The sequence below is a fragment of the Yeosuana aromativorans genome (assembly GCF_014646655.1).
Classification (GTDB): domain Bacteria; phylum Bacteroidota; class Bacteroidia; order Flavobacteriales; family Flavobacteriaceae; genus Yeosuana; species Yeosuana aromativorans.
Genome location: NZ_BMNR01000003.1, coordinates 390,226 through 403,319 on the forward strand (window position 1 = coordinate 390,226; position 13,094 = coordinate 403,319).

12 protein-coding genes are annotated in these 13,094 nt (G+C 35.3%); 9 read left to right on the forward strand and 3 right to left on the reverse strand.

From position 1 onward, the window contains the following. Positions 1-9: 9 nt before the first annotated feature. The 7 genes from IEW94_RS08720 to IEW94_RS08750 all read left to right on the forward strand — a co-directional run bounded on the left by IEW94_RS08720 (position 10) and on the right by IEW94_RS08750 (position 5,309). Positions 10-1,224 (forward strand): aminotransferase class V-fold PLP-dependent enzyme, encoded by a 1,215-nt coding sequence (locus IEW94_RS08720; protein ID WP_188652054.1) that lies wholly within the window; start codon positions 10-12, stop codon positions 1,222-1,224. Positions 1,225-1,394: 170 nt separating this feature from the next. Continuing rightward, positions 1,395-2,471: a zinc metalloprotease gene (locus IEW94_RS08725; RefSeq protein WP_188652056.1), complete on the forward strand. Its 1,077-nt coding sequence runs from the start codon at positions 1,395-1,397 to the stop codon at positions 2,469-2,471. 89 nt (positions 2,472-2,560) lie between these two features. Beyond that, positions 2,561-2,977, forward strand: coding sequence for a hypothetical protein (locus tag IEW94_RS08730; RefSeq protein ID WP_229669489.1), 417 nt, complete (start codon positions 2,561-2,563; stop codon positions 2,975-2,977). 38 nt (positions 2,978-3,015) lie between these two features. After that, positions 3,016-3,438 (forward strand): SufE family protein, encoded by a 423-nt coding sequence (locus tag IEW94_RS08735; RefSeq protein ID WP_188652218.1) that lies wholly within the window; start codon positions 3,016-3,018, stop codon positions 3,436-3,438. 69 nt (positions 3,439-3,507) lie between these two features. Beyond that, positions 3,508-3,834, forward strand: a complete 327-nt coding sequence (locus IEW94_RS08740; protein ID WP_188652058.1) for a DUF59 domain-containing protein — start codon at positions 3,508-3,510, stop codon at positions 3,832-3,834. Positions 3,835-3,849: 15 nt separating this feature from the next. Next, positions 3,850-4,359, forward strand: a complete 510-nt coding sequence (locus IEW94_RS08745) for a DUF2480 family protein (RefSeq protein ID WP_188652060.1) — start codon at positions 3,850-3,852, stop codon at positions 4,357-4,359. Positions 4,360-4,379: 20 nt separating this feature from the next. Next, on the forward strand, positions 4,380-5,309 hold the full coding sequence (locus IEW94_RS08750; protein WP_188652062.1) for a DUF3078 domain-containing protein: 930 nt from the start codon (positions 4,380-4,382) through the stop codon (positions 5,307-5,309). A 51-nt stretch (positions 5,310-5,360) separates the two neighbouring features. On the opposite strand, the gene hflX is transcribed toward IEW94_RS08750, so the two are convergent. Then, the gene (hflX, locus tag IEW94_RS08755) at positions 5,361-6,575 is read right to left on the reverse strand and encodes a GTPase HflX (protein WP_188652064.1); all 1,215 of its coding nucleotides are present in this window, start codon (positions 6,573-6,575) and stop codon (positions 5,361-5,363) included. Positions 6,576-6,649: 74 nt separating this feature from the next. Here hflX and IEW94_RS08760 point away from each other — a divergent pair, with 74 nt between their 5' ends. Next, positions 6,650-7,624, forward strand: a complete 975-nt coding sequence (locus IEW94_RS08760; RefSeq protein WP_188652066.1) for an endonuclease/exonuclease/phosphatase family protein — start codon at positions 6,650-6,652, stop codon at positions 7,622-7,624. 51 nt (positions 7,625-7,675) lie between these two features. Here IEW94_RS08760 and IEW94_RS08765 read toward each other — a convergent pair whose 3' ends face one another. Next, positions 7,676-9,022, reverse strand: coding sequence for a DUF5689 domain-containing protein (locus tag IEW94_RS08765; RefSeq protein WP_188652068.1), 1,347 nt, complete (start codon positions 9,020-9,022; stop codon positions 7,676-7,678). Between the two features lie 76 nt (positions 9,023-9,098). Beyond that, complete coding sequence (locus tag IEW94_RS08770; protein ID WP_188652070.1) at positions 9,099-11,867, reverse strand: carboxypeptidase regulatory-like domain-containing protein; 2,769 nt, start codon at positions 11,865-11,867, stop codon at positions 9,099-9,101. 137 nt (positions 11,868-12,004) lie between these two features. On the opposite strand from IEW94_RS08770, the gene IEW94_RS08775 reads away from it, so the two are divergent. Further along, complete coding sequence (locus IEW94_RS08775; RefSeq protein WP_188652072.1) at positions 12,005-13,057, forward strand: endonuclease/exonuclease/phosphatase family protein; 1,053 nt, start codon at positions 12,005-12,007, stop codon at positions 13,055-13,057. Positions 13,058-13,094: the final 37 nt, after the last annotated feature.

A 13,094-nucleotide genomic window follows, 5' to 3' on the forward strand; every position in this document is an offset into this window, starting at 1 on the left:
CACAATACTATGTTCAACGTAGAAGACATCCGAAAAGACTTTCCCATACTTTCGAGAAAAGTGAATGGAAAACCGTTGGTGTATTTTGATAATGCCGCAACCTCACAAACACCGCAACAGGTCATTGATGTGATTGTAGATTATTATTCAAATTACAATGCCAATATCCATCGGGGTGTCCATAGTTTAAGCCAAGAAGCAACCGACAAATACGAGCAAGCACGCAAAAAAATCCAAACACATTTTAATGCGAAGTTTTCCCATGAAATCATTTTCACTTCAGGTACAACGCACAGCATTAATTTAGTTGCTAATGGATTTTCCTCCATTTTAAAGCAAGATGACGAAATCATTGTGTCAGCATTAGAGCACCATAGTAACATTGTGCCTTGGCAAATGTTGTGTGAACGAACCGGTGCTATTTTAAAGGTCATCCCCATGAACCAAGAAGGAGAATTGGTTATGGCTGATTATGACAAACTCCTATCAAAAAAAACCAAACTTGTTTTTGTAAATCATGTTTCCAATGCCCTGGGTACAATCAACCCAATTGAGACCATCATAAAAAAAGCCCATGAAGCTGGTGCAGCCATTTTAGTTGATGGCGCACAAGCCTGCCCGCATATAAAACCAGATGTTCAAGCTTTGGATGTTGATTTTTATGTGGCTTCTGCCCATAAAATGTGCGGCCCAACAGGTGTAGGCATGCTTTATGGAAAAGAAGAATGGCTTAACAAATTACCACCCTATCAAGGTGGTGGTGAAATGATTGCAGAAGTTACTTTTGAAAAAACCACCTATGCCGCTCTGCCACATAAATTTGAAGCAGGCACACCAAACATCTGTGGTGGCATTGCTTTTGGAGCTGCATTGGATTATATGAACGCTGTTGGGTTTGATGTCATTGCTAAATATGAACACCAGTTACTAGAATATGCAACTGAAAAACTTCTTGAAATAGAGGGTTTAAAAATATACGGAACGTCACTAAACAAAACATCGGTTATTTCTTTCAACCTAGAAGGTATTCATCCGTATGATGTTGGTACTATTTTAGACAAAATGGGCATTGCTGTTCGCACAGGACACCACTGTGCACAACCCATTATGGATTATTACAAAATACCAGGAACAGTTAGAGCCTCGTTTTCGTTTTACAACACAAAAGAAGAGATTGATAGCTTGGTATCAGCCGTTAAAAAAGCCAATATGATGTTGGCTTAATCATCCCCTTTTTCAATATTTCACTTAAATTCCCAAATTATCTTTTTATGTTTAATATTTAACAGAATCATGTATTTTGTCGAATAATTAACATAAATTTTGAAAAGTTCGCTTCATTTTTGCAAAAAAATTTTATCTTCATCACCGACTAATTCAAAAAATTATATAAAATGAAAAAACTTTTTTTAAGTACGGCTGTTATTGCCTTAGCTTTCACGTCTTGTAACAACGACAAAAGTGAACTTACACAGCAACAACAAATTGACATGAGTGACTTTTATGTCTACACTGATCATGCTGATGATGTAAGTTCTAAAACAGCCAACTCCAAAGAGCCCTTTAAAACCTGCTACACAATGGATGTTTTAAACAGACAACTCAAAGAAAATCCAGGTTTAGAACGAAAAATGTATGACATTGAGTACCAAACAAGAAAATTTATTTCACAAAAAAGCAACAATGGAAAAGGCAAACCAGGCGGAGGCGGATCTGGCTCTGGAGGTGAAGCCGATGTTGATGTATTACCTATAAATGATGGATTGGGAGCTATTGATATTCCAGTTTATATACATGTTGTATTGCCTAATTCCAACGATGTCACAGATAAACAAATATCAGATCAAATAAGTGTACTAAACTCTGATTTCAACAGCACAAATACCAATTTATTGCCATCTGGTGCTACTAACTTTATCAACGATGCCACAATAACAGATATTCATTTTTCTTTAGCTGGCACTTTTAGACATAATGACAATACATCATCTTGGGGAACAAATGACGCAGTGAAAGCTGCTTATCCTCCTATTACGCCAGAAACTCATTTAAATATTTGGGTTTGTAATATTGGTGGCGGTATTTTGGGTTATGCTCAATTTCCTGGAGGCAAACTTTCAACTGATGGTGTTGTGATATTATACTCAAGTTTGCCTGGTGGTTCATCAGCTCCATATAATTTAGGACGAACTGCAACCCACGAGATTGGCCATTACTTAAATTTAAGACATATTTGGGGTGATGGCAGATGCAGACAGGATGATTTTGTAACCGACACACCAAGTTCAGATAGATCAAATTACGGCTGCCCTCCTTACCCAACAGTACATTGTAGTTCTACAGATATGACCATGAACTACATGGATTACACTGATGACGGCTGTATGTATATGTTTACTGATGGACAACGTAACAGAATGCGAGCTATTTTTGCTTCTGGCGGTGCAAGAGCTGCTATGGCAGGAAACTAAAAATTTTATAATTATCAGTTAAAAAGGCGCCAACTTTGGCGTCTTTTTTGTATTATTAAAATAAACGATGAATTAAAATGAAAATAATAATGCTACTCATTTCCCTGACCATTCTTGATAAAGGTTGTGTTGGGAACCAAGTTGACCAAGACACTATTTCCGTAGAGTATACAGCCCATTCCAGAGGCGTGTATAATCATATTGTCATTAATAACAAAACAATTTCGGTTGTTGATAAAAGAAATACAAAGCCCACGGTTAAACCCTGCAATCAATCAGACTGGCAAAATATAATCGATTTGCTAAAAACCGTTGATGTTGAAAATATTTCAAAGCTAAAAGCGCCAACAGAAGCTCGGTTTTATGATGGTGCTGCCATTGCCAATCTAAAAATAAATTATGACGGGAAAACTTACGAAACCACAAGTTTTGATCATGGTCATCCACCAAAAGAAATAGAATCTCTTGTTAAAGAAATCTTATCAATTGCCAAAAATATTGAATAGCAACAATTCTTATTGTATTTTTGTATAAAATTATGATTGTGACTATTAAAGATATTCAAAACGACATTATAGACGAATTTTCAATGTTTGAAGATTGGGAAGAACGCTATCAATACATGATTGATCTTGGAAAGGAATTGCCATTAATTGACGACCAATACAAAACCGAAAGCAATATTATAAAAGGTTGCCAAAGTAAAGTTTGGGTCCATGCCGAAATGAAAGACGACAAAATTGTTTTCACAGCCGATAGTGATGCCATCATTACCAAAGGCATTATTGCCATATTGATACGGGTGTTTTCAAACCAAAGTCCTAAAGACATTATTGATGCTGACACAGACTTTATTGAGAAAATTGGTTTAAAAGAGCATTTATCACCAACGCGAGCCAATGGTTTGGTAAGCATGATTAAGCAGTTAAAAATGTATGCCATTGCATACCAAACACAGTTAAACTAGTTTAATTGTTTGTTGTTTGGATTTAACTTTCTAAGCAACTCTCAAATTAACAAATAAACTTTAAAAAACATGAGCAATACAACTATAGATACCACAGAATTAGGAGAAAAAATAGTAGGCGTTTTAAAAACGATTTATGATCCTGAAATTCCAGTAGACATTTATGAATTAGGACTGATTTATGATGTCTTTGTGAATGAAGATTATGATGTAAAAATCTTAATGACCTTAACAACACCCAACTGCCCTGTTGCAGAAACACTTCCTTTAGAAGTTGAAGAAAAAATCAAATCACTTGACGCTGTTAAAAGTGCAGAAGTAGAAATTACTTTTGACCCACCTTGGTCACATGATTTGATGAGTGAGGAAGCCAAGCTGGAACTAGGCATGTTGTAATTCTTCTTTTTATAAATGCCAGATGAAATTATAAATCGCGTAGCGAACAGCAACTTGGTCACTATCAATCTTGAGGATTATTACCCCAAAGGTGCACGTATTGTTTTTGACATAAAAGATTGGTTGTTTGAAGGGTTTGTGCTGCGTGAAAAAGATTTTAGAGAGCAGGCCAAACAATTTGATTGGTCTCAATATCAAGATACATACGTTGCTTTGACCTGTAGTAGTGATGCTATTATTCCGGCATGGGCTTTTATACTGGTTAGTATTCATTTAGAACCGTTCACAAAAAAAACAATTATCGGCAACCTTGAGCAACTTGAAACAGCTATTTACCAAGATGTGTTACAAAACTTGGATGTTTCTGAATTTAAAGACAAACCCATTATAATAAAAGGTTGTTCAAAAAAACCTGTGCCCCAAAATGCCTACATCATGCTTGCCAATAAATTGAAACCAATTGTTAAATCCATTATGTATGGCGAAGCCTGTTCTTCTGTACCTTTATACAAAAACAAGTCATAAAAAATCAAATATCCTTAAACATGAACAAGAAATTACTTTTAACCACGGCTATACTGTTCAGTATATCGTTCAGCTTTTCACAAACTCTAGATGAGCTAAAGGCCGATAAAAAAGTCAAGGAAGATTCTATAGCCGCTATCAAAACAAGGGTTGATGCCATTCAAAGTCAAATTGATGCAATGCCTGGCTGGCGAGTTGGTGCCTTTGGAACCATTGGCGGAAGTTTATCAAACTTCAGTAACTGGTATTCGCAAGGAAAGCCAAACAATTCCTCAGGAAATATTGGATTTACCTTTAATGGGCACGCCAACTTAATTCAGGAAAAATTCTTTTGGAGAAATGCACTAACAACCAATCTAAACTGGGTAAAATTAGATAACAAAGACGATCCTAATGATGATTCTAGTTTTAATCCTACAACAGATGTATTTAATATTTCATCTCTATACGGAAGGAATATTACAAAAACACTGGCTGCCTCAGGTTTAATGGAATATAGAACTACGCTATTGAACAACTTTAATGATCCAGGCTATTTAGACCTTGGTATTGGTGCTACATGGACACCTATTAAGGATTTAGTTGTTGTGATTCATCCGTTTGACTACAACTTTGTATTTAGCAAAGGAGATACTGTTTTTGAATCATCTTTTGGAACAAAAATACTAGCTGATTATTCCAGACAAATAGGTGCGATTAACTTTAAAACCAACTTGTCCATGTTCCAAAGCTATAAAAGTTCTGATTATTCAAACTGGACCTGGAACAACTCATTTGGATATACCTTGTGGAAAATGATTGGTGTTGGGTTTGATTTTGGATTAAGAAGCAACAAACAAGAAGCATTAAACTATTCAATAAATACCTTAGGAAATACAGCCGAAACTTTTGATACTGTTGACAACAAATTACAAACCTATTACACCATAGGTTTAAGCTATAAATTTTAATTCTTTACTGATTGGAATAAAAAAAGAGCTTCAAATTTTGAAGCTCTTTTTTTATTCTTGATTTTCATCATAATCTGGATAGAGAAAATGATTATATGGAAATCGCGTGATATGTATTTGCCGAACTTCTTCGTAGACTCGCTTTTTAAAATCTTCTAAATTATCTTTATTCAAGGCCGAAATGAACAAGGCGTTATCACCAACCTTACCCATCCAGGTTCGCTTCCATTCGTCTAGTGAATAATGTCTTTTGGTGCGTTCTGTTTCTAAGTCATCATGGTCTAAAGGCTCCGGATGATACGCATCAATTTTATTGAATACCATAATAGTAGACTTATCAGAACTTTTAATTTCACCTAAAATCTTATTGACCGATTCGATGTGCTCCTCAAAATTAGGATGTGAAATATCTACAATGTGCAGCAATAAATCGGCTTCTCTTACTTCATCCAAGGTACTTTTAAAACTTTCAACCAATTGCGTAGGTAACTTTCTAATAAAACCAACCGTATCAGACAACAAAAAAGGCAGGTTTTTAATAACCACTTTTCTAACAGTGGTATCAAGGGTAGCAAATAATTTGTTTTCTGCAAATACCTCACTTTTACTAATTACGTTCATTAAGGTAGATTTACCCACATTGGTATAACCCACAAGTGCCACACGTGCCATGGCTCCACGATTGCCGCGTTGCACCGACATTTGCTTGTCAATGGTTTTAATACGCTCTTTTAAAAGTGCTATTTTATCGCGTACAATACGTCTATCCGTCTCAATCTCAGTTTCACCAGGACCACGCATACCAATACCTCCTTTTTGGCGTTCAAGGTGTGTCCACATTCCTCTAAGTCTAGGTAACAAATACTCGCATTGAGCCAATTCTACTTGGGTTCTGGCATAGCTGGTTTGTGCCCGTTGCGCAAAAATATCAAGGATTAAATTGGTTCTATCAAGGACTTTGCAATTGAGTATTTTACTGATGTTCCGTTCTTGTGCCGCTGAGAGTTCATCATCAAAAATAGCCGTTCCTATATCGTGTTCTTCAATAAATTGACGGACATCTTCAATTTTACCAGTTCCTATAAAAGTTTTAGGATTTGGCATGTCCATTTTTTGAGTAAACCGCTTCACAACATCGCCACCAGCTGTATACGTTAAGAATTCAAGTTCATCCAAATACTCTTTAGATTTGGCTTCGTCTTGATCTTTAGTTACAATCCCAACCAATACAGCCTTTTCTAAGGTTATATCTTTTCTTTCTATCATAAAATTAGTTAATGCACAAAGTTACGCAATTGTAATGATTTTAATTTTTATATTTTTATCCATAATTTTAAGTTATGACCAGCATTTCAAAGAACACTTCAGATACACACCACCGTCATACCATAGCATTTTACAATCTTGAAAACCTGTTTGATATTAGAGATGACCCTGAAACCAATGATAACGATTTTTTACCTACATCAGTAAAAAAATGGACCCACAAACGCTATGAAAACAAGCTTAGAAAATTAGGTTACACCATATCGAATATTGGGCGAAATGAAACCGATAAGCACCCTACTCTTATTGGATTGGCAGAAGTGGAAAATGATACAGTTTTAAAAGATCTTGTAGAATCACATCACTTACATGAATTTAATTATGGTTTTGTGCATTATGATTCTTTGGATGAGCGTGGTATTGATGTGGCATTATTATATGACACGACTTATTTTAAAGTGACCCATTCTGAAACGTTTTCAATTCATTTGGTAGATGATGACGGAAGCCCTGATTACACGAGAGACATTTTATTGGTAACCGGATTGCTTGAAGATGAGGAAATTAATATCATTGTCAACCATTGGTCATCTAGGCGTGAAGGCGAAAATGAAACGGAAAACAAACGAATGGCAGCCTCCAACAAAGTCATTGAAATTATTGATAGATTAAAGACCCAAAACGAACAAGCTAAAATTATTGTGATTGGTGATTTTAATGATGATCCTACAAACAACAGTATTACACATTTAGTAAAAACCCAGGATTTATTCAATCCTATGGAAACATTGCTTTCCTATAGCAGAGGTTCAACATCTCACAATTTTAAATGGAACTTATTTGATCAAATTATTTTTACCAAAACCTTTTTTAAATCAGTTCCCAACACATTCAGTTTTGAACAAGCAAACATTTTTGATGATGATTTTTTAAAACTCTTTAATGGTAAATACAAAGGGAAACCTTTTAGAACCTATGTTGGCAAGAAATACAAAGGTGGTTATAGTGATCATTTTCCGGTATATGCTACGTTAAAAAAGAATCTATAAAGCAAAAAAAAGACCTCTAAATAGAGGTCTTTTTTTTAATCATTTAATAAATTAAGGCACATACACCTTAACATTATCAACATGTAATGTCATGTTTTGATTAGCCGTATCGCTTCCTGTATATCTAAAAGCAATATAGGCTGTTCCTGTATAACTTGATAAGTCTATCTCACCAGAGTTGGTAAAATTAAACCACGTTCCATAATCCACTTTATAACTCACATCAAAAGTTAAAGGCGTCCAAGTTGCAGTAGAAATACCAGCAGTTGTTCCATCAAAATCTGTTGAGATTAAAACGGCTAATGGATCATGGCCAGAATCTGGGTAAGCATGTTCTGTTTGGAAGGTTAAAATTTCTCCATCTTGGGCATCTAAATCGATACCTGGAGTTATCAACCATCCAATATTGGAAACATCTTTAGAATTGTATGGGTTAAATTCCGCATAACCATTACCACTATAAACTTGTTCAGACCATGTTACGGTACCAGCAGTAGCAAAATTTATCCATCCTGGTAAATCAAGATTGGTGTTATCAACAGCGGCACTGAATGTTTCTTCAAACAACGGATCGCAACGGTCATTATCAAACATCACGTCATCTGTATCTCTAATAAATAATTGATAATCTGAATTGTATTTACTGAAAACAGCTACTATGGAGCCGCGTCCTTGTGGAAATTCTTGCCCTTTAAATGATGCAAAGCCACTGTTTCTTAAAATGGTTTGGGAATCATCCACACAATTTTTAAGGTATCTGTTCACGGTATAGGTGTCGGCGGCATTAGCATAAGGTTTACCAAGTTCTTCACTTCGTAATTGCATATCATCTATTTGAACCAACATATTGATATAGCTATCGTTATATTGGCTAGGTGTAATTACTTTAGGTACTAAGGTTGCCACTTCAGAAGAGCGAATAATATAATCTTCATAGTTTACCGAAGAAATACGCTCAATTGATGAGCCATTTATGCTACCAATATGCAAAACACCATTCATTTCATCCATACCAAGACCGTTCAATTTAACATACACTTTTCTTCCTGGTTTGTATTTTGAATACAAAGACGTTACATCAACATCCAATTGGATAGCGGCTGTTGGGTTTTCTGGTGCATCTTGAATGATCAGTACTTTGTAAAAATTACCGGCTTCATCATTGGAGACTACGTAACCTTCCATAATTAATTCTCCACCATTACTGGCTTCATCAAAATCCACTAAACTACCAGCATACATATCTTTTACAATATTTATTGTTGTATTGGCTGTTATATTAGGTTCTGTTATTTCAACACTAGGGATTTTATAATCATCATCATGTACACAAGATGATAGCGATAGCATAGCTATTAAAACTAGTGTTAATGGCAAAAATGTATTCGTTTTACTCATGTTCTTGTTATTTATTGAGTTAGTGAATGCTTGGCATTTCATAAGTTGTGATATAATTTTTTTCATAATTTTTTTCTTAAAATCTAAAATAGACATTCATAAAATAAGTGGTTCCTCTACCATACCAATATTTTGAACCAAATACGGGTGTATCATTACTGGTATCATCACGTAATTGTCTGTAGTTGGCATTTCTACCTTGTTCAAAACCACCTGTTTTATACTCTTTATCAAGTAAGTTGTTGATACTGGCAAAAAAGCCAATATAGGTATTGTCAATTCTCCAAGATTTTCCACCAATCAGGTTAACGCACATATAACTATCAAATTTTTCCTGTTTTAACAGTTGTCTTGCTAATTCAGGATCGTAGTCATTAAATGGCAACCCATCAGAATCTTGATAGAAATTCTTGGTTCTTGTTAATGGGCTAATGTCTATATAGGTGTCATCAAAAAAGTTTGCTGTGGCACCAATCCACCAATAATCAGGGTCTCTGTATTCAAACCCAACTGAATATGCCTTTTGTGGGCCGCCTGCTATTTTATAATCTTTTAAGCTTGCTTTACCAAAATCTTGTCTTCCTGTTTCAAAATCTGAAGATGTTAAATACAAATTCGGATTGTTGTCATAGGTAAACTGGCCTATGGATGCTACACCTTTTAATTTTATGGTTGGTGTCACTTGAGCCTCTATACCTGCTTCCAAACCAATTTGCTTTTTATCGATGCCTTGCAAAATTTCTTGAACAAATGCTGTGTTGTCTCCTCCAACACCATCTGCATAATAAAACGAGATTTCATTGGCATCTTGGATTTTAGAATAGTATCCTGTTAATTTGGCTTTAACAATGGGTGACCGGTAAATATAACTAGCATCAACGGTACTTATTTTTTCTTCGGAAATACCACTAACAATATTTTGGTTTTCTCTAGAATTAGAAAACGTATTTTGTATAGATGGCGCTCTAGTTATATAGCCAGCATTTACATCAAATAAATGGCTTCCGGTAAATTTATACGTAAATCCACCTTTTAGACCAATCCCAGTAAATGATAATTTGTCTCCTTTACCTAAGGAATTGTCTGGATACGCTCCATTTTGGTATAGTCCTTCTCTTTGATATTGTGTATTTGTGGCACTTGCAGAGACATAAAAATCAATTTTGTTGTACTTGAATTGCCCTTGAGCAAATCCTGATACAATGTCTGAGAACAAATTGTAATTGTACCTGAATTTATCACCTTCTCCAACTATTTGGTTTGGGTTTTGTTCATCAAATTGAAATCCGTCAAATGAATCCACATTTAAATAGCCTCTACCACCAAGTAAATCAATAATTTCAGCAAAGTTTGATGATTTTAACTTCTGGTAATTAACAGACGCATTCAAAGTGACATGGTCATTTAAATAAGACGTCAATATGGAATTAGCGGTAAACTGCTTGTCATCTGTTCTATCTTCATACAATATGTATGTTGAATAGTTGTCAACATTGTCTAGATTGGTTTGGTACATACTGTTCCAATCTATCTGGCCATCATTTAAAAACTGTTGCTCATTTAAATATGCTTGCTCATAATTGGGCCCAGCAGTAGGTGTGGTCCAATAACTAGGTAGCTTTTGATAATATGACGGACTAGGGTTGGAACCACCTCCAACAGGAATGCCATCGCTATTTAATCTTTGACCGTTGTAATCGAGTCGGCTATTACCTATTTTTCCAAATTGATAGGCCACATTGGTATTCAATTTTGTGTTATCCGAAATATCCCAATAATGGTTTAACATAATAATAGGCTCTTCAACTTCCTTAATACGGGAATTTCGTTTTTCGCCATCTTGCCAACCCCAATATTCATTATATTTTATCCCCTTTAAATCATATACTTCCTGAGTGTTTGGAGATGATTTACCACGTCTGTTTGGTGTATAGATGGATGTAAAGTTGATACTGTGCTTTTTGCCCAGTTTTTTCTCAATGGATGCAAAAAACGAATTGGCATCATATAGCGTTGCATCTTGAAACCCTTCATTTCCCCAACGTCTTCCCAACATGAAAGCCATGGACCACCCGTCTTTCATCAGCCCAGTGGCATAGCTGGCCAATAACCGGTTGGTATAACTTCTGTTTGAAGATGAATACGTGACTCTACCGCCGCTTCTATATTGAGACGCTCTCACGTTAATATTAGTGGTACCTAAGACCCCTCCAAACGTATAACTTGAAGGCTGTAAACCAGAAGATAATTCTTGGTTTCGCAAGACATCATTTAAACCGCCCCAATCACTCCATTGTGGTCGTCCGTTATATTGTTTGTTCATGTCAATACCATTTATCAAAACAGATCCGTTGTCAGAATCCAGTCCTCTAACTTTAAAGAAAGATGAGCTAAACTCAAAAGCTGCTGTTCTTTGAAAAACATCTAAAGACGATGATAACAGTCCTGAAATGTTATCAGCTCCGCTGGTGTCATCATTCAGTTCATCATCAGATAAAGTAATGGTAAACAGTTCATTAGAACTTGAGTTATCAAACTCCAAAGTCATATCGGTAATATTAACGGTCTGACCTTCATTGACAACAATAGGATATCTTTTGGCAGTATATCCGTCCTTAAAAACCTTTAAAACTTGTTCCCCAAAAGGGACTTTACCAGAAAACTCAAACTCACCCAACGCATTTGTTTTGGTAGATTGATTGGTGTTTTCAATGGTAATAGTAACATCTGGAATTGGTTCAAAAGAAACGGCATCCTTTACACTCCCTTTGATAAGGGTTTGCTGTGCGTAGGTTGTGACAATTGAAAAAATTCCGAATAAAAAAATAAGTAACTTTTTTTTCATATTTGAATTTAATTTATAAGAAAAAATTTAGTTAAATAATCTGTATTTAACTCCTACAAATTTACGTTATTTATAATAAATATCTACTTTTGGAATACGTTTTGTAAACAAAATAATACTCATGTAACTTTTTTTTAATGAAAACATTTAAACATCTTATTACCGTCTTGCTTTTATGCTCGTTGACTCATGTAACTTCACAGACAAAAAAAACCTTTAAAATACACACTATAGCTTTTTATAATTTGGAAAACTTGTTTGATACCATAAATGACCCGACCAAATTTGATGAAGCGAGCCCCATGATGGAACTAAAGGCCAATCGTTCTGAAATCTACAAAAGGAAAATCCATAATATGGCACATGTGATAGCTGATATTGGATTTGATGATACGCATAATTCCCCGGTGGCTATTGGCGTTTCAGAAGTTGAAAACAGAGAGGTTTTGGAAGATTTGATAAATGACCCACAACTACTAGATAAAAATTATGGCATTGTGCACTATCCGTCACCTGATGCCCGCGGAATTGATGTGGCTCTTTTGTACCAAAAACAATTTTTTACACCTACTTCAACCAGTAGTCATGAATTGAAAATTTATGATGATGAAACTAGAAAACGTGTCTATACCAGAGATCAACTATTGGTGAGTGGCAATTTAGATGGCGATCCCATACATATTATTGTAAACCACTGGCCATCAAGAAGTGGCGGTGAAGCCAGAAGTAGGCCCAGGCGTATTGCTGCTGCCAAATTGACTAAACATCTAGTGGACTCGCTTCAAATTATTGATCCGTATGCCAAAGTTTTTATTATGGGCGATTTGAATGATGACCCTACCAATGCAAGCATAAAAGATGTCTTAAAAACTGAAAAAGATAAAGACAAAGTAAAATTTAAAGAAATCTATAACCCGTTTGAAAATTTCTTTAGAAACGGTATTGGTACAACCGCCTACAGAGATGCCTGGAGTTTATTTGACCAAATCATGATAACCAAACCTTTGTTAGACAAAGATTTTTCATCCTATAGATTTTATAAAGCGGGCATTTTTAATAAAAACTATTTAACCCAAAAAGATGGTCAATATAAAGGCTATCCATACAGAAGTTGGGGCTATGGTGGTTTTACCGATGGCTATAGTGACCACTTTCCTGTATACATGTATGTAATCAAAGAAGTGGATTGATGTATACAAATGAATAAAAAAAGCGACCCATATGGGT